The sequence below is a fragment of the Microbacterium sp. LMI12-1-1.1 genome (assembly GCF_040676455.1).
Classification (GTDB): domain Bacteria; phylum Actinomycetota; class Actinomycetes; order Actinomycetales; family Microbacteriaceae; genus Microbacterium.
The window spans coordinates 321,991-339,421 of the sequence record NZ_JBEGIA010000015.1 but is presented as its reverse complement, the minus strand read 5'-3'; the positions used below and the strand labels follow the sequence as shown (position 1 = coordinate 339,421).

Annotated in this window: 16 protein-coding genes and 2 tRNA genes; 3 read left to right on the top strand and 15 right to left on the bottom strand. The window is 69.6% G+C overall.

Annotated elements, in window-relative coordinates:
- Positions 1 to 3 precede the first annotated feature (3 nt).
- The 9 genes from MRBLMI12_RS15570 to MRBLMI12_RS15530 all read right to left on the bottom strand — a co-directional run bounded on the left by MRBLMI12_RS15570 (position 4) and on the right by MRBLMI12_RS15530 (position 8,415).
- Positions 4 to 1,074, bottom strand: a complete 1,071-nt coding sequence (locus tag MRBLMI12_RS15570) for an alpha/beta fold hydrolase (RefSeq protein WP_363357281.1) — start codon at positions 1,072 to 1,074, stop codon at positions 4 to 6.
- A 69-nt stretch (positions 1,075 to 1,143) separates the two neighbouring features.
- On the bottom strand, positions 1,144 to 1,971 hold the full coding sequence (locus MRBLMI12_RS15565; RefSeq protein WP_363357280.1) for a hypothetical protein: 828 nt from the start codon (positions 1,969 to 1,971) through the stop codon (positions 1,144 to 1,146).
- A gap of 117 nt (positions 1,972 to 2,088) precedes the next feature.
- Complete coding sequence (locus MRBLMI12_RS15560; protein WP_363357279.1) at positions 2,089 to 3,207, bottom strand: epoxide hydrolase family protein; 1,119 nt, start codon at positions 3,205 to 3,207, stop codon at positions 2,089 to 2,091.
- 124 nt (positions 3,208 to 3,331) lie between these two features.
- Positions 3,332 to 4,600, bottom strand: coding sequence for an ATP-dependent Clp protease ATP-binding subunit ClpX (clpX, locus tag MRBLMI12_RS15555; RefSeq protein ID WP_349427395.1), 1,269 nt, complete (start codon positions 4,598 to 4,600; stop codon positions 3,332 to 3,334).
- Between the two features lie 205 nt (positions 4,601 to 4,805).
- Complete coding sequence (locus tag MRBLMI12_RS15550) at positions 4,806 to 5,486, bottom strand: ATP-dependent Clp protease proteolytic subunit (protein WP_308867092.1); 681 nt, start codon at positions 5,484 to 5,486, stop codon at positions 4,806 to 4,808.
- 32 nt (positions 5,487 to 5,518) lie between these two features.
- On the bottom strand, positions 5,519 to 6,112 hold the full coding sequence (locus MRBLMI12_RS15545; RefSeq protein ID WP_349427394.1) for an ATP-dependent Clp protease proteolytic subunit: 594 nt from the start codon (positions 6,110 to 6,112) through the stop codon (positions 5,519 to 5,521).
- A 167-nt stretch (positions 6,113 to 6,279) separates the two neighbouring features.
- A complete protein-coding gene (gene tig / locus MRBLMI12_RS15540; RefSeq protein WP_363357278.1) occupies positions 6,280 to 7,806 on the bottom strand; it encodes a trigger factor in 1,527 nt (508 codons plus the stop codon).
- Positions 7,807 to 7,885: 79 nt separating this feature from the next.
- Positions 7,886 to 7,959: transfer RNA gene (locus tag MRBLMI12_RS15535), tRNA-Pro, on the bottom strand.
- 78 nt (positions 7,960 to 8,037) lie between these two features.
- Positions 8,038 to 8,415: a nuclear transport factor 2 family protein gene (locus MRBLMI12_RS15530; RefSeq protein ID WP_363357277.1), complete on the bottom strand. Its 378-nt coding sequence runs from the start codon at positions 8,413 to 8,415 to the stop codon at positions 8,038 to 8,040.
- 100 nt (positions 8,416 to 8,515) lie between these two features.
- Between MRBLMI12_RS15530 and MRBLMI12_RS15525 the strand changes: the two genes are divergently transcribed.
- Positions 8,516 to 8,589 (top strand) — tRNA-Gly (locus MRBLMI12_RS15525).
- Positions 8,590 to 8,651: 62 nt separating this feature from the next.
- Here MRBLMI12_RS15525 and MRBLMI12_RS15520 read toward each other — a convergent pair.
- Positions 8,652 to 9,221 carry a hypothetical protein gene (locus tag MRBLMI12_RS15520; RefSeq protein WP_363357276.1) on the bottom strand — a complete coding sequence of 190 codons (570 nt, stop codon included), beginning with the start codon at positions 9,219 to 9,221 and terminating at the stop codon, positions 8,652 to 8,654.
- A 174-nt stretch (positions 9,222 to 9,395) separates the two neighbouring features.
- Between MRBLMI12_RS15520 and MRBLMI12_RS15515 the strand changes: the two genes are divergently transcribed.
- The gene (locus MRBLMI12_RS15515; RefSeq protein ID WP_363357275.1) at positions 9,396 to 10,304 is read left to right on the top strand and encodes an alpha/beta fold hydrolase; all 909 of its coding nucleotides are present in this window, start codon (positions 9,396 to 9,398) and stop codon (positions 10,302 to 10,304) included.
- Between the two features lie 34 nt (positions 10,305 to 10,338).
- Here MRBLMI12_RS15515 and MRBLMI12_RS15510 read toward each other — a convergent pair whose 3' ends face one another.
- Positions 10,339 to 10,878 (bottom strand): gamma carbonic anhydrase family protein, encoded by a 540-nt coding sequence (locus tag MRBLMI12_RS15510; protein ID WP_349427389.1) that lies wholly within the window; start codon positions 10,876 to 10,878, stop codon positions 10,339 to 10,341.
- Entirely contained in the window at positions 10,875 to 13,022 is a 2,148-nt protein-coding gene (locus MRBLMI12_RS15505; protein WP_363357274.1) for an acyltransferase family protein, read from the bottom strand. Before MRBLMI12_RS15505 ends, MRBLMI12_RS15510 begins: the two co-directional genes overlap by 4 nt.
- 168 nt (positions 13,023 to 13,190) lie before the next feature.
- On the opposite strand from MRBLMI12_RS15505, the gene MRBLMI12_RS15500 reads away from it, so the two are divergent.
- A complete protein-coding gene (locus tag MRBLMI12_RS15500; protein WP_163630393.1) occupies positions 13,191 to 13,673 on the top strand; it encodes a Dps family protein in 483 nt (160 codons plus the stop codon).
- A gap of 47 nt (positions 13,674 to 13,720) precedes the next feature.
- Here the strand turns inward: MRBLMI12_RS15500 and MRBLMI12_RS15495 are convergent, their stop codons facing one another.
- From MRBLMI12_RS15495 to MRBLMI12_RS15485, 3 genes are read right to left on the bottom strand one after another with little or no spacing between them, the layout of a single operon-like run.
- Entirely contained in the window at positions 13,721 to 14,389 is a 669-nt protein-coding gene (locus MRBLMI12_RS15495) for a response regulator transcription factor (protein ID WP_331905627.1), read from the bottom strand.
- A 20-nt stretch (positions 14,390 to 14,409) separates the two neighbouring features.
- On the bottom strand, positions 14,410 to 15,813 hold the full coding sequence (locus tag MRBLMI12_RS15490) for a sensor histidine kinase (RefSeq protein WP_363357273.1): 1,404 nt from the start codon (positions 15,811 to 15,813) through the stop codon (positions 14,410 to 14,412).
- Entirely contained in the window at positions 15,794 to 17,386 is a 1,593-nt protein-coding gene (locus MRBLMI12_RS15485) for a multicopper oxidase family protein (protein WP_363357272.1), read from the bottom strand. Before MRBLMI12_RS15485 ends, MRBLMI12_RS15490 begins: the two co-directional genes overlap by 20 nt.
- Positions 17,387 to 17,431 lie beyond the last annotated feature (45 nt).

Sequence of the window (17,431 nt, the reverse complement as noted above, 5' to 3'; positions counted from 1 at the left end):
CGCCTAAGGAGCGGCGGTGTGGGCGATCGCCCATGCCGCCGCTGCTGCTCGGGAGGGTACTTCGAGCTTGGTGCGCGCGTTGGCGACGTGCCGGTGCACCGTGTGGACGCTGAGGAACAGCTCTGCCGCGATCTGCGCGTCCGTCTTGCCCTGGGAGATCAGCAGGAGCACCTCGCGCTCCCGTGCGGAGATCGGAGACGTCTTCGCGCTCGCTCCATCCGGCGCCGCCATCGCGGGCGGTAGGACGAGGTCGCCGCCGAGCTGTTCCTCAGCGACCGCGTCGAAGGCGAGCGCCCGTCGCAGGAACGCGCTCGCGTCGCCGTGCCACGGGTGGTGATCGGAGCCCTCGAGCACTTCCAGGTGCGCGCCCGGGATCGCGGCCGCCGTGGCGGCGCCCAGCGCGAGGGGAATGGCCCGGTCCCCCCGCCGGTGCAGCACCAGGGTCGGTGCCCGCACCTGTGGCGCCGTGGCGCGCGCGTCGAACGAGTAGACGGCCTGCAGTCCGGCTGCCGCGGCCGCCGCGGTGGCCGTCGAACGCTGGTGACGCGCGAAGGCGCGGCGCTGCTCCGCAGTCGCGTCAGGGTAGAAGATGTCGGACATCACGCGGGAACTCACCCCCCAGCTCTTGCGCACGAGCTCCACCAGTGCGGCGCGGTCGCCGGGCGAGGCGATCGATGAACCGTCCAGGTACGCTCCCGAGAGGACGAGGCGGCGCACACGCTCCGGGTGGCGGGCCGCGAACTCCACGGCGATCGCACAGCCGGACGACCCCGCGAACAGCGTGGCCTGCTCGGCCTCGGCGGCATCGAGCACCGCCTTCATCGCATCGACGTGCGGCTCCAGGCTGTCGGGCGTCTCCGGCCTGGTCCTCGACAACCCGCTCCCCGGCGTGTCCATGCGCAGGACGCGCCGGTGACGCGCCATCGCCTCGACGAAGGTGCGGAAGGGCCCGTACTCCCAATCGCGCTCGAGATGACTCATCCACCAGCCGCCGATGAGCAGCGGCGCGCCGGCGCCCATCTCCGACCACGCGACGTCGTCGGAACCCGACCAGGCGTAGCGGACGGTGGACACGACATCAGTATGGGTCACGGTCCGGCCCGCGGGGAGTGGCCGGAATCGGCCATCCCTCCGCCGATGCCGCTACCAGCGCCACGCCGCGAGGGCCGCGACGCGCGGACGCTTCACAGCGATCCACGTCGCGTCGGCGCGCGCGACCAGTGCCCCACGACTGTCGACCATCGCGGCCGATGTCTCGTACCGCCGGCCGTGCTGCTCACGCGTCCAGCTGTGGATCACGAGGTGCTCCCCGACGCGCGGGCGGCGCTCCACACGGGCGGTGATCGTGCCCAGCAGGCACAGGATGCGATTCTCGAGCGCGTGGGCGGGGTAGCTCGGGCAGTCGAGCGCGCCCCACACGGCGGGATAGTCGGCAGTGCCGGCGTGCGAGATCCGCGTATCGACGCTCCACGGTGCCGCGAGGCGGCCGGCAGTGCCCTCGAGCGGGCCGAGGGTCACGTGCATGCCGTCCGTGCGGTCCACGCCGCACACCACGCAGTCCGCGAGCGGATGCCGCACGCCTGCCAGCGGGTACCGCGACCGCGCGAGCAGCGCCTCGTCGTACGTCGGCGGAGGCGGTGCCGGGGAGTCGCTGAGCTGACCGGGTCGGGCCAGCGCGATCAGCCGGCCACGATGGTGGACCACTCCCCCACCGCGCCCATCCCCGACGACCGGAAGTTCGAGGCCGAGCGGGATCGGTCGATGCAGGACGACGGTGACCGTCTCCGCGTCGATGTGCTGAGCAAGGGAGCCGGCGGCGAACCCGCCGTTGGCGGAGCGGCGCGGACCGTTCAGCCGTCGATCGAGGAAGATCGTCCCGGTCGGCTCGGCATATTCGGCCGTGCGCGACGGGGCAGCCGGGAGAGTCACCGGCGAGTCGTGGTCGTGGGATGAGAGTGCGAGTGCTGACATGCTTCGAGTAGACGCGTGTCGGCATGACGGGCGCGTCGCCCTTTACGGCCATTCGCGACTGGCCGAAAACGGCCATGGTGAGTTGTGAGGCAGCGAGTGCTCCGCCGCCGAACAGCGTCAGACGAGGTCCAGCTCGCGCGCGAACGCGCGCACCCGCTCGGCCATGACCGAGGGCACCTCGGCGACCGCGAAATGCCCTCCCTCATCGAGGCGCTCGAAGGTGCGCAGGTCACGGTAGAAACGCCGCGCGAGCGATTCCGGATAGTCGCCTTCGTGACGCTGGATGTGCACGGATGCCGGAATCGAGACCGGCGGCATCTCATCGGGCTGGTCGGCGCCCTCGTAGTACGGGCGGAAGGAGGAGCCGATGCTCTGCGTCGTCCAGTAGATCATCGCCTCGGTGAGGATGCGCTCCCGCGAGATGCGACGTTCGACCGCCCGTGGATCCGCCGGAGGCGTGTCACTCCACTCGACCAGCTTCTCAGCCAGCCAGGCGATCAGCCCTGCCGGGGAGTCGTTCAGCGCCGCCGCCAGAGTGTCGGGGCGCGTCGCCTGCACGTGACCGTACGCGCCGTTGGCGCCGCCCCACTGCTGGAGGCGCGCGAAGAACGCCACCTCGTCGGGCGCCGTGAGTTCCGGACGCTCGGCCATCGACGGGAAGTGCGAGTGCGTCACGATGACGCCGCTCACCGCCTCGGGATAGGAGCCGGCGATCAGATCGTTCACGTTGGCCGACACGTCCTCGCCGTACGTGAGGTACTTCTCGTAACCCAGCACATCCGTCATGAGCGCGTGCATCGTGGCGGCAAGGCGGACCTCGGTGACGGGCCCGTCGGTGTAGGCCGAGGAGTAGCCGAAGCCGGGAAAGCTCGGCACGACGACGTGGAAATCGGGCAGCAGGTCGGCGAAATCCAGCTGCAGTGCGAACGTGTGCGGCCAGCCGTGCATGACCAGCAGCGCCGGCGCATCATCGCGGTCGGAACGCAGGTGGGCGAAATGGACGGTGCTGTCCCCGATCTCGGCGAGGAATTGCGGATGCCGGTTGAGCCACCGTTCGCGACCCCGCCAGTCCCACGTGCGCCACGTCGCGACGAGCTCGGCGAGGTAGTCGGCGCTCATGCCGGACTCCGGCCGGCGTGGTGAGTCCGGCAGCGGCCGGAACCGCGCGAGACGCTCTCGCAGATCGTCGAGTTCGGAATCGGGCACCTGGATCGAGAAGGGGCGCGGGCTGCTCACACGCCGAAGCTACTCGGCACCTCCGACACGCTCCCGTATGCCATGCATGGCTTCGCGCGTCCGCGCGAAGGTTCGCGCTTCGATGCTGGCGAGGGCCCCACGGTGATGCGTGAGGGGAAAACGGTCAGGCGCTCTTGCGCTTCTCCCGCAGGACGAGCGTGGGAAGGGCGCCCTCTTCGACGGCCGCTCGGGTCACGACGACCTTGTCGACGTCGTCTGTCGAGGGGATCTCGAACATGATCGGTCCCAGCACGTCCTCGAGGATCGCGCGCAGGCCGCGAGCGCCCGTCTTGCGAGCCACGGCGAGGTCGGCGATGGCCTCGAGCGCCTCACGGTCGAACTCCAGTGCGACGCCGTCGAGCTCGAACATGCGGTGGTACTGCTTCACGAGTGCGTTCTTCGGCTCGGTGAGGATCTCCATGAGCGCTTCGCGATCGAGCGGCGAGACCGAGGCGATGACGGGCAGCCGGCCGATGAACTCGGGGATCAGCCCGAACTTGTGGAGGTCTTCGGGCTGCACGTCGCCGAAAAGGTGGAGGTCTTCGTCCTTGCGGTGCAGCGAGGCGCCGAATCCGACGCCGTGCTTGCCGACGCGCGACGAGATGATGTCTTCGAGGCCGGCGAAGGCGCCGGCGACGATGAAGAGCACGTTCGTCGTGTCGATCTGGATGAATTCCTGATGGGGGTGCTTGCGCCCGCCCTGGGGCGGCACCGACGCGACCGTTCCCTCGAGGATCTTCAGCAGCGCCTGCTGGACGCCCTCCCCCGACACGTCGCGGGTGATCGACGGGTTCTCGGCCTTGCGGGCGATCTTGTCGACCTCGTCGATGTAGATGATGCCGGTCTCGGCGCGCTTCGTGTCGAAGTCGGCGGCCTGCAGCAGCTTGAGGAGGATGTTCTCGACGTCTTCGCCGACATAGCCGGCCTCTGTGAGCGCGGTGGCGTCGGCCACGGCGAACGGCACGTTGAGACGCTTGGCGAGCGTCTGTGCCAGATAGGTCTTGCCGCAGCCGGTGGGGCCCAGCAGGAGGATGTTGCTCTTGGCGAGCTCGATCTCATCGGCGCGCTGCTCGGCCGACTGGATCGTGCCGTGCGCGCGGACGCGCTTGTAGTGGTTGTACACGGCGACCGACAGTGCCCGCTTGGCGTCGGTCTGACCGACGACGTACTCCTCGAGGAACGCGAAGATCTCGCGGGGCTTGGGCAGATCGAAGTCTGCGACGACGCCCGATGAGGACTCGGCCATGCGCTCTTCGATGATCTCGTTGCAGAGCTCGACGCATTCGTCGCAGATGTAGACGCCCGGTCCTGCGATCAGCTGCTGGACCTGCTTCTGACTCTTCCCGCAGAAGGAGCATTTGAACAGGTCGGCGCTCTCACCGATGCGTGCCATGCCGCTCCTCCTCGTGACGTCGGGGCAAGCCCCCCAGCTGTTCTCCGAGCCTAATAGCTGACGCCGACATGCGGCGGCATTGCGACGCACGTTGTGGAATCGTCGGTTTCGCGCTGAGCGGACGAGGCACCCGGGAGCACGACGACGCCCCGCCGCCGGAGAATCCGGACGACGGGGCGTCGAAGAACCGCTGCTGTCGAAGCGACTACTTCGTCAGCGCCGCCTGCTGGCCGCGCTTGCGCGTGGTGAGCACCTGGTCGACGAGACCGTATGCGACGCTCTCCTCGGCGGAGAGGATCTTGTCGCGGTCGATGTCCTTGTTCACCTCTGCCTGCGTCTTGTTCGAGTGCTTCGCGAGCGTCTCTTCGAGCCACGTCCGCATACGGAGGATCTCCGCGGCCTGGATCTCGATGTCGGACGCCTGACCGTGCCCGGCCTCGCCGACGGCGGGCTGGTGGATCAGGATGCGGGCGTTCGGCAGCGCGAGGCGCTTGCCGGGGGCGCCGGCGGCCAGCAGCACGGCAGCCGCCGAGGCGGCCTGACCGAGCACGACCGTCTGGATCTGCGGCGACACGTACTGCATGGTGTCGTAAATCGCAGTCATCGCCGTGAACGAGCCGCCGGGCGAGTTGATGTACATGATGATGTCGCGGTCGGGATCCTGGCTCTCGAGCACGAGGAGCTGGGCCATGACGTCATCCGCCGACGCGTCGTCGACCTGGACGCCCAGGAAGATCACGCGGTCCTCGAACAGCTTGTTGTACGGGTCCTGGCGCTTGTAGCCGTAGGCCGTGCGCTCCTCGAACTGCGGCAGGATGTAGCGGCTGCCGGGCATCTGGAGGCCCTGAGGTGCCAGCGGCGCGCCGCCGAAGGTGGGGGTCTGCATTCGGGTTCTCTCTCTTTCGCCTTCGGGTGCCGTCAGCTCGCGGTTCCGGCGGTGCCGCCGCCGCCGATGACGTCGAGGGCCGAGTCGCGGATGTGGTCGACGAAGCCGTAATCGAGCGCCTCGGGGGCCGTGAACCAGCGGTCGCGGTCGCCGTCGGCGTTGATCTGCTCGACGGTCTTGCCGGTCTGCGACGCCGTGATCTCGGCCAGTCGCTTCTTCATGTCGAGGATCAGCTGGGCCTGGGTCTGGATGTCGCTCGAGGTGCCGCCGAAGCCGCCGTGCGGCTGGTGCAGCAGCACGCGGGCGTTGGGCGTGATGTAGCGCTTGCCCTTCGTGCCGGCGGTCAGCAGCAGCTGTCCCATCGACGCAGCCATGCCGATGCCGACGGTCACGATGTCGTTGGGCACGAACTGCATGGTGTCGTAGATCGCCATGCCGGCGGTGATCGAGCCACCGGGCGAGTTGATGTAGAGGTAGATGTCCTTCTCGGAGTCCTCAGCGGCGAGCAGCAGGATCTTCGCGCAGATCTCGTTGGCGTTGTCGTCGCGCACCTCCGACCCCAGCCAGATGATGCGGTCCTTCAGCAGCCTGTCGAAGACGCTGGTCGCGACAAGTGGTTCGGCCATGTGTACTCCTGTTTCCTTGGGTCGCCATCGAATCTACCGGCGCGCCACGAGCGACCCGCCCGTGTTCGCCCTGGGCAGAGCGGGCGCCGGACGCAAGAGGACGGATGCCGCGGCATCCGTCCTCTTGTCTCAATCGGTCACTGCGCGAGTGCCGGCCGAAGTGCGCGTCACTCGGCGGCGGCGGCCTTCTTCGCCGGAGCCTTCTTCGCGGGCGCCTTCTTGGCCGGAGCCTTCTCAGCGGCGGCCTCGTCGGCGTCGGCGGCCTCGGCGGCCTTCTTGGCGGCGGGCTTGCGCGCAGGAGCCTTCTTGGCGGGCTTCGCGGCCTCCTCGGCCTCGATCACGGCGTCGGCGTCGGCCGCGGCATCCGCGATCTCCTCCGCCTCCTCCACGACCTCTTCCTCGTCCGCGGCCTCGTCCTCCGTGGCGACGAAGCCGCTGAGGTCGACCGGGTTGCCGTTGGTGTCGACGACGGTGACCTTGCCGAGCGCGACGGCCAGAGCCTTGTTGCGGGCGACCTCGCCGATCATGGCGGGGAGCTGGTTGCCCTCCTGCAGCGCGTTCACGAACTCCTGCGGAGCCATGCCGTACTGGGCGGCGGACTGCACGAGGTACTGCGTGAGCTCGTCCTGCGAGACCTGCACGTTGACCGTCTCGGCGATCTTGTCGAGGAGCATCTGCGTCTTGAACTGCTTCTCGCTCGCCTCGGCGACCTCGGCCCGGTGCACGTCGTCCTCGAGACGACCCTCGCCCTCGAGGTGGTTGTGCACCTCGTCCTCGATGAGCTGCGGCGGAACGGGGATCTCGACCTGCTCGAGCAGCGTCTCGATCAGCTTGTCGCGCGCGGCCGAGCCCTGCGTGAACGCGCCCTGCTGGCCGACGCGCTCCTTGAGGCTGTCGCGCAGCTCGGCGATGGTGTCGAACTCGCTCGCGATCTGAGCGAAGTCGTCGTCTGCCTCGGGAAGCTCGCGCTCCTTGACGGCCTTGACGGTCACCGAGACCTCGGCCTCGTCACCGGCGTGGTCGCCGCCGACGAGCTTCGAGCGGAACGTGGTGTCCTCACCGGCGGTCAGGGAGTCGATCGCCTCGTCGATGCCCTCGAGGAGCTCGCCCGAGCCGACCTCGTACGACACGCCCTCGGCGCGGTCGATCTCGGCGTCGTCGATGGTGGCGACGAGGTCGAGCTCCACGAAGTCGCCGGTGGCGGCGGGGCGGTCGACGGTGACGAGCGTGCCGAAGCGGGCGCGCAGGCGGTCGAGCTCTTCGTCGATGGCGGCCTCGTCGACCTCGATGGCGTCGACCTCGACGGTGGTGCCCTCGAACGACGGAAGGTCGAACTCGGGGCGCACGTCGACCTCGACGGTGACCTCGAGGTCGCCCGAGAAGTCCTTCTCATTCGGCCACTCGGTGACCTCGGCCGACGGGCGGCCGAGCACGCGCAGCTCGTGCGCCGCCGCGGCCTCGCGGTAGAAGGTGTCGAGGCCTTCGCTGACGGCGTGCTCGAGCACCGCGACGCGCCCGATGCGCTGGTCGATGATCGGTGCGGGCACCTTGCCCTTGCGGAAGCCGGGGATCTGCACGTCCTGCGCGATGTGCTCGTACGCGTGCTTGATCGACGGCTTGAGCTCGTCGGGGCTGACCGTGATGTGCAGCTTCACCCGGGTCGGGCTGAGCTTCTCGACGGTGCTGTTCACCATGCCTGTACTTCTCCTCTATCGGACCGCGCGAGGACGCGGCAGTTGAAGGTCTGGGTTCGGAATTCTGAGGGCCGTGATGTCGGGGCGACAGGATTTGAACCTGCGGCCTCCCGCTCCCAAAGCGGGCGCTCTACCAAGCTGAGCTACGCCCCGGGCGGGTTCGCACGCGTGCGTGCGCCTTTCGGCCCCGAGAAGTCTAGCCGACCTGCCCGTGCCCTACCTGCGCGGGCCTCAGATCGACTCCACCCAGGCGGCTCGCCAGGCGGGAGCCGGAAACGGCTTCGTCCAGTACGCGGTCTCTTTCGCGATGCGACCGTCGCGCAGCTCGAAGAGGAAGACCGTCTGATAGGGATCGCCGTCGCCATAGTCGAGATCTGCCTGCAGCACCCACACGTCGCCCTCGCCGGTGAGCCGCCGGGGCGAGATGCTCGGAAGCCGCGGGAAGGCGCCGTAGATCGCGCGGCGATTGGCGGCGCCGACGATGCGCTCCCCGGATTGGGGCCACTCCATGACGGCGTCGTCGTGGAACAGATCGTCCATTCCGCCGATCTCGCCGGCGTTGAGCGTCGCCACGAGCGCTTCGACCACTTGCCTGCCCGTGCGTTCCATCGCAGCATTCCTTCCCTCAGCCGCGCGTCGGGGCTGCGGGTCGGAAAAGGATGACCGCCGCGATGTACTACGATTGGGCGGTGCCCGTTCGCGGGCGCACGGGGATGTAGCTCAATGGTAGAGCCTCAGTCTTCCAAACTGATGGTGCGGGTTCGATTCCCGTCATCCCCTCCACGGGGCCCGACGTACCGCCGAAGGCGTGCGGCGGGCCTTTCGCGTGGATGCCGTCCGAACGGTCACCCGGATCCATCGCCCGCCCCGCGACTGCGCGCCTGCTGCTCGGACCGCCGGAGGAAAGGCTGGGGGCGGAACGTTTCGGGGTGGCTCAGCCACGACGCCGCGACGGGAGGAAACTCCATCCGGAGGCGGTGCCGGTCCAGGCGGCGCTCTGTGGCATCGGGATCGTCGATGATCGTGTCGATCGCCGTCGTGAGCCAGCCCGTCAGCACCTCGGCGTTGGGCTCGTCGATCTCGGCGATGATGCCTCGCGCGAGGGGAAGATAGTGCCGAATGCCGCTGCGCTGTCCGAGACCCATGTCCTTGGCTCGCGATGCCCGGTAGGCCTCGAGCGCATCGACGAGTCGCCGCCGCTCGGACCGGCGGATGAGGTCCACGTTCTGGGCGGCCAGCCGATTCGCAGCCGACGACGCCCGCAGTGCCGCTACGGCCAGCACCGTGGCCACCGCAGCCGAGATGAGCGCGACGACGAGGGCGATCAGCCCCACTCGACTCTGGCTCTCCAGCAGAGTGACGACGACGTCGAGCCGGCAGCTGACAGGATCCAGGCGCTCCTCACAGGCTCCCACGGGGCAACCATACTGGCCCGCGCGAGACGCGCACAGGGCGGTGCTGCGAGCGCGAGCGACGGCCGGGGCCGCCGCCGCCGGGGGCCCTCGTGTACACGCGATCCGCGCTATTGCGCCGGCGCCGCAGCGGGCAGACTGACAGCAGCACCGTTCCCAACTCGCTGAGGAGCCGCGATGAGCAGCCCGACCCCCGCCCCGCAACCGGGACCGCCGAAGAAGCTGCCGCGCCGCCCGGCATCCAGCCTCGCCGAGAAGTGGACGCGCATCGACGACGTCGACGTCTTCTATCGCGAGTCGCCGCGGCCGTCCCGCGATCCTCGCGTCATGGCGCACGTGCACGGCTTCGGGCTGTCGGGCCGCTACCTGCTGCCGACGGCCGAGATGCTCGCCGACGAGTTCCACACCTACGTGCCCGACCTGCCCGGCTTCGGCCGGAGCGGCAAGCGGCGGGACATGCTCGACATCCCCGACCTCGCTCGCGCCGCGCTCGATTTCCTCGACGATCGGGGCGTCGAGAAGGCGACGCTCGTCGGCAACTCCATGGGATGCCCGGTCATCATCGAGTTCGCGCATCGATATCCCGACAGAATCGACCGTGCCGTGCTGGTCTCCCCGGCCGGCGGACTGTTCAATCAGCCGCTGCGCCGGGCCATGAAGCAGCTCTCGCAGGACGCACCGAGAGAGCCGGTCAAGATGGCGCGGGTCGCGGTGCCCGACTACGTGCGCTTCGGCGTGCCGAGCACGGTGCGCATGTTCCGATCGCTCACGCAGTATCCGTCACTCCAGCGACTGCTCGAGATGCACATCCCGACGCTCGTCGTGCTGGGTCAGCGCGATCCGCTGCTGCCGCACGCGCATCGCGTCGACGAGATCGCCAGTCAGACCGACAGCCACGTGCTCGTCGTGATGCTGGAGGGCGCCGCGCACGCGATCAACTTCAGTCACCCCGGGCAGCTCGCGCACGTCATCCGGCATTTCATGGACGACCTGCCGATCGAGAACGACCCGGCGTGGCCCGGACACGTGCGCCTCTACGAGGTGCACCGGGGCAAGCACCACCCGCCGACGAAGCCGCGGGACTGATCCGTCCGGGGATCCCACGCAGCCGGTGCGGGGCTCAGACCACGGGACTCGCCTCGAGGTGCTCCCGCACGTGCGCCAGGTAGTGCTCGGCGTTCTGGAGCAGGCCGGCGCGCTCCTCGTCGGTGAGCTCGCGTCGCACCTTGCCGGGCACACCGGCGACGAGCGAGCCATCGGGGATCTCGGATCCCTCCAGCACGACCGCGCCGCCGGCGATGAGGCATCCCGATCCGATCCGTGCGCCGTTGAGCACGACCGCCCCCATGCCGATGAGCGAGCCGTCGCCGATCGTGCAGCCGTGCACGACGGCGTTGTGGCCGACCGACACGTTCTCACCGATCACGACGGGCTTGCCGGCATCGACGTGCACCGAGACGTTGTCCTGCAGGTTGCTGTTCGCGCCGACGGTGATCGTGTCGCCGTCGGCGCGGAGCACGGCGTTGTACCAGACGCTCGCGCCTGGGGCGAGGGTCACTCCCCCGACGATGCGCGCGCCGGCGGCGACGAACGCCGTGGGGTCGAGGTCGGGAGTTCTCCCGGCGGCGGCGAGCACCGAGGCTCCGGGTGCGATCGTCATGGCTGGCCTCTCTTCGCGAGCGCGGTCTCGATGGCATCGGTGTACCAGGGCGCGAGGGTGTCGGCGAAGGTCACCGTGACGTGGTCCTGGTCGCGGTAGATGTTCGCACCGCCGACGACCGGCGCGCACAGCTCGGCGCCGCAGTAGACATCGGTGAAGTCGAGCAGCGTCGCCGTGTCCAGACCGGATGCCGCATCCTTGAGCGGGTCGTCGGCGACGAGCACGTCCGAGCGGGCACCGTCGCACTCCGCGACGTCGCGCGTACGGAGGCACTTGTTCGGGTCGGTCTCCCATACCGGGTTGTCGACGACGGTGATGACGGGGATGCCGCGATCCATCACCGTGCTCCACGCCTCGCGATAGCCGGCCACGGCAGCGTTGTGGGAGGAGTCGTACCCGGCGGACGAATACGGCGTCGTGGCCAGCGCCGCCGTGAATACGGCATCCAGGTCGGCGCCGTCGATCGCATTCTGCACGCGCTCGCGCCATTCGGTGCACGCAGCGCCGAAGGCTCCAGGCGTCGACAGCGGCGTCGTGTTCCAGGGGCACGCGCCCTTGAACCAGGTGACGAGCTGCCATCCGTTCTCGTCGGCCATCCGCTGGAACGTCGAGAGCAGCTGGTACGCGTGGCTGTCGCCGATGAGCGCGATGCGCGGGGCGTCGTCGTCGTCCGAGCCGAAGGTGCACGATACCGGCCGCGAGTCGGTCAGCTGGACGAAGCACTGCGGGTGCTCCGGGCGGTCGATGCCGGCGAACCCCGGTGCGGGCAGGATCTCGCTGCCGAAGTCGGCACCGGCGCAGGAGGCGTCGAGAACCGCTGCCGCGCCGAAGCACTCCGGCGGGTTCTCCTGCAGCGCGGCGATGTCGCGGGTGCCCTGGTTGTACAGCGGCGCGTTGACGAGCCACGCGGTGCTCGCGACGAGAGCGACGACGATCATCGCGGCCAGGGCCGACCAGAGTGTCACCCGTGGCGGCCGCGAGGTCAGCACCTTCCAGCCGCGCGCGGGGTCTTCGACGAACCGCTTGGTCAGCCACGCGAGCACGAAGCACAGCCCCAGCAGCGCGACGCGGTGGTAGATCGTGAGACCCCAGAACGGCACCGACGGCGCGATGACGATCAAGGGCCAGTGCCACAGGTAGAGCGAATACGAGATGTCGCCGACGAACTGCGCGGGGCGGATGGCGAGGATGCGCGTCGGGTACCACCATCGGTCGGTGTTGGATGCGGCGATCACCGCGGCGGCACCGAGCGTGGGCAGCGCCGCCATGTACCCGGGGAACGGCGTCTGGGCATCGAACGTGAAGGCGACGTAGAGCAGGAGCAGGATGCCGGCCCAGCCGAGCACGAAGCTGCCGAGGGCGTTGCGCACCCGCAGCATCGGGACGAGCGCGATCAGCGCGCCCACGCCGAACTGCCACATCCTGCCGAACGTGACGAAGTACGCGGGCGCCGGGTTCGTGATCGTGAAGACCACGCAGAACACGAAGGACACCGCGGTGACGACCCCGAGCGCGGCGATGACCGTGCGGCGACGCTCGCCGCGGAACCACTTCACGCCGATCCACGCCGCCAGCAGCATGATGAGCGGCCACATCACGTAGAACTGCTCTTCGAGCGACAGCGACCAGTAGTGCTGGACGGTGGTCGGCGCGCCCGCGTGGTTGAGGTAGTCCGCCGAGTTCAGCGCGAGGTACCAGTTCTCGACGTAGAAGGTCGATGCCAGGATCTCGCGCACCTCGTTCGGCAGAGCCGACGTGGGCATGAGGTACGGCGACATGACGACGACCGCACAGAACAGCAGGACGAGGAGGGATGCCGGAAGCAGGCGGCGCGCGCGGCGCGCCCAGAACTGGCCGAGCCGGACCGTGCCGGTCGCGGTGAGCTCGCGCATCAGGTGCGCCGTGATGAGGAAGCCCGAGATGACGAAGAAGATGTCGACGCCGATGTAGCCGCCTGTGAGGCGGCCGGGCCAGAAGTGGTACAGCACGACGCAGAGGACGGCGATCGCGCGGAGTCCCTGCACATGCGGGATGAACCGGGACGGCTCGGCGTGCTCGGGCGAGCGGTCGCGAGGCTCGCGGGTCACGGTCTTGGCGGGAACGCTCAGATGCTGCGGTCCGAGGTCGTGATCGGCGGAAGGCACGAATCGACGTTAGCCGCTGTCGTGCGTCCGGCCCGCACCGACAGCGCGGATTCGCCGGTTTAGCCCAGCCTTGTCTTGCTTGCGGAATGGCTCCCGCTGAGTAGCGTTGCAGTCACTGGAGGGCGATCGCCGAGCTGAGCGACCCTCCGCACGATGGAGGCGACAGATATGACGAACACCCAGACCACCCCCGCAACCGCAGCGAACCCCGACGTCGCCGCCGCGACGGCGCAGTTCCTCACCCCCGTCGTCCTGGGCCTGCAGGCCCTGGCCGTGAACGGGAAGCAGGCGCACTGGAACGTGCGCGGCGCGAATTTCATCGCGATCCACGAGCTCCTCGACTCGGTCGTCGCCCACGCCCAGGATGGCGCGGACCAGGCCGCGGAGCGCATCGTCGCCCTCGGCCTGCCGGTCGACGCCCGTGTCGGCACGGTGGCCCAGAAGACCGCGACGGCCGTACCCGCCGGATTCACGCAGTGGGACGCGCTCATCCGCAACGTGATCACCGACATGGACACCGTCATCGCGGACGTCCAGGCGGCGATCGACGGACTGGACGAGTTCGACCTGACGAGCCAGGACATCGCGATCGGCATCAAGGAGTCGCTCGAGAAGGACCGCTGGTTCCTCTTCGCGCACCTCGCCGAGTGACCTGATCTCGAACGAAGACCCCCGGGAGTCCGGGGGTCTTCGTCGTCTCAGGGATGCTGCAGGAAGGCGAGGACCGCGAGCACGCGGCGATGCTCGGTACCCGACTCCTCCAGCCCGAGCTTCGCGAAGATCGCGCTGATGTTCTTCTCGACCGCTCCGACCCCGATGAAGAGCCGCTCGGCGATGCTGGCATTGCTGCGTCCCTCCGCCATGAGCGTGAGCACGTCCCGTTCGCGCGGGGTCAGCGCCGCCAGCGGGTCGGGCCGGGCCGACAGCAGCCCCTGCACGACGAGCGGGTCGAGCACCGTGCCGCGCTCGCGGACGCGGCGGACGGCATCCGTGAACTCGTCGAGGGACGTGACGCGATCCTTCAGGAGATAGCCGACCCCGCCCTCGCCGCCCGCGAGGAGCTCACGCGCGTAGACGCCCTCGACGTACTGGCTCAGGACGAGGATGCCGACGTGGGGAAGGGCGGCGCGTACGGCGAGGGCGGCACGGATCCCCTCGTCGCGGAAGCCCGGCGGCAGGCGCACGTCCAGGATCGCGACGTCGGCACGCGCCTCGCGGACCCGCGCCACGACATCCTGCGCATCGCCCCACGCGCCCGCGGTCGTGTAGCCGGCCTCGTCGAACAGCCGGACGAGCCCCTCGCGCAGCAGGACCGAGTCTTCGAAGAGGACGACGCGGAGCGCGGCGGAGTCGTGCGAGGCGGCCATCTCCTCAGAATAGGCATCGGTCATGACGCGACCGCCAGCGGGATGTGCGCTCCGACGGAGGTGGGGCCGCCGGCGGGGCTCGTCACGACGAGGACGCCGCGCAGGCCCGCGACGCGCTCGCGCAGCCCCTCGAGGCCGTGGCCCGTCGTGATGACGGCGCCTCCGCGACCGTTGTCGACGACCCAGACATCGAGGTGGGTGGGCGCGCCGGCCGCGTTGCGGCGAAGCGACGCGCGCACCGTCGCGGCTGTCGCGCCGGAATGCTTCACGGCGTTGGTCATCAGCTCGGCCACCACGAAGTACACCGTCCGCGCCACTTCCTGGCTCACGGCCCGGTCGATGGCCGGATCGATCTCGACCTGCGCCCACAACGGCGAGCCGGCCGCCAGAGCGTCGAGCGCGGCGGCGAGGCCGCGATCCTGAAGGAGCGGAGGCGCGACCCCGCTGGACAGCGCACGCAGCTCATCGAGCGCCGCCTTGGCGTGGCCGCGGGCCTCACGGGCGAGTTCGGCGGCGGCATCCGCGTCTCCGGCTTCGGCCCGGCGCTCGAGCGCGGCCAGGTCCATCTGCAGGCGCACGAGGCGCTGCTGGGGACCATCGTGGATGTCGCGCTCGAGGCGGCGCAGGGCGACGTCCTCGGCGTGCACCGCGGCGCTGCGGGCGGCGGACTCCGCGCGCACCTCGGCGGCGAGGTCATCGGAGTTCCAGCGGCCGAGCATGCCCCTGGCGACGGCGTGGTGACCGCGGGCCAGTCCGCCCAGCACCCACGGCATGGTGGCCGTGAAGAGGATGCCGGCGAGGAAGTACAGCGCGACCTCGACAGCCCAGCTCGACCATCCGCCGAACAGCCACGGCAGGTAGTCGGCGACGAATCGGCCCCATTCGCCGTCGGCGCCGTCGCTGCCGCCGCGAGGGAGGAACGCTCCCCAGAACCAGTAGGTCAGTCCGCCGAGGCCGATGCTCAGCCACACCGTCGTCAGTGCGAACGAGATGGTGCTGATGACGGGGCTCACGATCATGCCGTGCACCAGGTAGAGCCAGTAATGCGCGTTGCGGATGGGTCGCGTGAGCGTCATCCAGAAGCCGGTGCTGTCCGACCTGTCCCGGTTCCACTCCGGCTCCTCGATCTCGGGAAGACCGGTGAGCAGCAGCAGGAACCGGTCGGCGACGCCGAATCCTCTCGCGATGAGCAGGGTGAGCACCCCCAGCGGCAAGCCGATCAGGATGACCAGGAGACCGACGCTCGTCCAGAACAGCGGGGCCAGCACGCTGATCGAGATCATCGCGAGGACGAAGACCGCCAGGAGGTAGAGGGCGCTGCCCGGCGTACGGATCCAGGCCCGCCCATAGGAGGCCCAGAACCCGCTGACGGGTCGGGACGCGTCCGGCTGCAGCGCGGCCGGCTCAGTGGTCGTGACGGTCATCGGTGTCTCCCTCGGGACGCTTCAGGTCGGGCTGCTGGCCCGGTTCGACGACCAGGAACTGTCCCATCATGCCCTGGTCCTCGTGCCACAGCAGGTGGCAGTGGTACATGTACGGAGTGGTCGGATCGGCGTAGTCGTCGAACCGCACCAGCAGCCGGTACTCGCGGTCGCGCTCGAGCGCGATCGTGTCTTTGAAGCCGGCCAGCCGGGCCGGCGGCGGGGCGCCGTCGACACTGAGGATGCGGAACTGCGTGTCGTGCACGTGGAACGAGTGCGGCAGCGGATTCTCGTTGCGCACGGTCCACACCTCGCTGGTGTCGACGGTGGCGACGACGTCCGCGCGGCCCAGGTCCATCTGCCGGTCGTTGATGTTGTGGCCCGACATGACGAAGTCGCGCTCGGCTGCGGCACCGCTCGCATCTGCCGCCGGCATGTCCGCAAGCCGCGACGGCACCTCCGGTGAGGCTGCGAGGGATGCCGCGGCCCGCAGCTCCATCACGTCGAAGCCGGCCGCACCCGCGTTGAGCGCCGGGTCCGGCGCCAGGGACCGCAGCACGATGCGCTCCCCCGGCTTCACGGACACCACGATCTCGGCGCGCTCACCCGGCGACAGCGGGATGTCTGTCGCCGTGACGGGCGCCTCGAGCAGGCCGCCGTCGGTGCCGATGAGGGCGAACTCGCGGTCGTCGGCGAACGCGAAGTCGTACATACGTGCGCTCGAGCCGTTCAGAAGACGCAGGCGCACCCGCTCGGTCGTGACGTCGAGGTACGGCGCCACGGTGCCGTTGACCAGGATCGTGTCGCCGAGCACCCCGTCGAACTGCATGCCGAGACCGCCGGCGAACGACCCGTCGGAGTTGAAGGAGCGGTCCTGCACGATGACGGGGAGATCGTCGACGCCATACTCGCGGGGCAGGGCGAGCGCGGCCTCCTCTGCGTCCCGCACCAGGAACATGCCGGCGAGCCCCGCGTCGACCTGCTCACGTGTGCGTCCGTGCAGGTGCGGGTGATACCAGAGGGTGGCCGCGGGCTGGTCGATCGTCCACTCCGGCTGCCACGAGGCACCCGCGGTGATCGGCGAGTAGGGGCCGCCGTCCATGGCGGCAGGAAGGTGCATGCCGTGCCAGTGCACGGTCGTCGGATCGGCGAGGCCGTTGGTCACGTCGACGCGCACCTGCTCCCCGCGCTCGGCGACGAGCGTGGGGCCCAGGTAGGCGCCGTCGTAGCCGAGAGTCGGCGTCTGCCCCTCCGGAACGAGCGACGAGCGGCCCTCCTGGGCGGTCAGCTCGAAGACGCGCACGCCGTCCTCGACATGCGACGGCGCCAGCGGTGGGACCGCGAGCGGCGCGCGGAAGTCGATCGCGCCGACAGCGGGAGGCGTGGCGCGCACGGCGTTGGTGGCGAACCAGATCCCGCCGGCGGCGATGAGGAGGGCGATGACGGCCAGCGGGATCGCGACGAGGACGATGATGAGCCGCCGGCGACGTCGCCGACGCGGTGTCGCGCTCGGCGGCGCCATGGTGGGCGGGGACGGCGGCTGCGGGGGTCGCTGCGTGGACGGGGGGAAGGTCATGCATCCAGCCTCGCGACGACGGCGTCGCGGCGGCATCCGACCCCC

Coding starts and splice junctions, on each gene's coding strand:
- MRBLMI12_RS15550 (WP_308867092.1), bottom strand. CDS start 5,486: ATGCAGACCCCCACCTTCGGCGGCGCGCCGCTGGCACCTCAGGGCCTC.
- MRBLMI12_RS15490 (WP_363357273.1), bottom strand. CDS start 15,813: ATGACCGTCACGACCACTGAGCCGGCCGCGCTGCAGCCGGACGCGTCC.
- MRBLMI12_RS15565 (WP_363357280.1), bottom strand. CDS start 1,971: ATGTCAGCACTCGCACTCTCATCCCACGACCACGACTCGCCGGTGACT.
- MRBLMI12_RS15530 (WP_363357277.1), bottom strand. CDS start 8,415: ATGGAACGCACGGGCAGGCAAGTGGTCGAAGCGCTCGTGGCGACGCTC.
- MRBLMI12_RS15510 (WP_349427389.1), bottom strand. CDS start 10,878: ATGACGATCGCACCCGGAGCCTCGGTGCTCGCCGCCGCCGGGAGAACT.
- MRBLMI12_RS15485 (WP_363357272.1), bottom strand. CDS start 17,386: ATGACCTTCCCCCCGTCCACGCAGCGACCCCCGCAGCCGCCGTCCCCG.
- MRBLMI12_RS15495 (WP_331905627.1), bottom strand. CDS start 14,389: ATGGCCGCCTCGCACGACTCCGCCGCGCTCCGCGTCGTCCTCTTCGAA.
- MRBLMI12_RS15545 (WP_349427394.1), bottom strand. CDS start 6,112: ATGGCCGAACCACTTGTCGCGACCAGCGTCTTCGACAGGCTGCTGAAG.
- MRBLMI12_RS15500 (WP_163630393.1), top strand. CDS start 13,191: ATGACGAACACCCAGACCACCCCCGCAACCGCAGCGAACCCCGACGTC.
- clpX (WP_349427395.1), bottom strand. CDS start 4,600: ATGGCACGCATCGGTGAGAGCGCCGACCTGTTCAAATGCTCCTTCTGC.
- tig (WP_363357278.1), bottom strand. CDS start 7,806: ATGGTGAACAGCACCGTCGAGAAGCTCAGCCCGACCCGGGTGAAGCTG.
- MRBLMI12_RS15515 (WP_363357275.1), top strand. CDS start 9,396: ATGAGCAGCCCGACCCCCGCCCCGCAACCGGGACCGCCGAAGAAGCTG.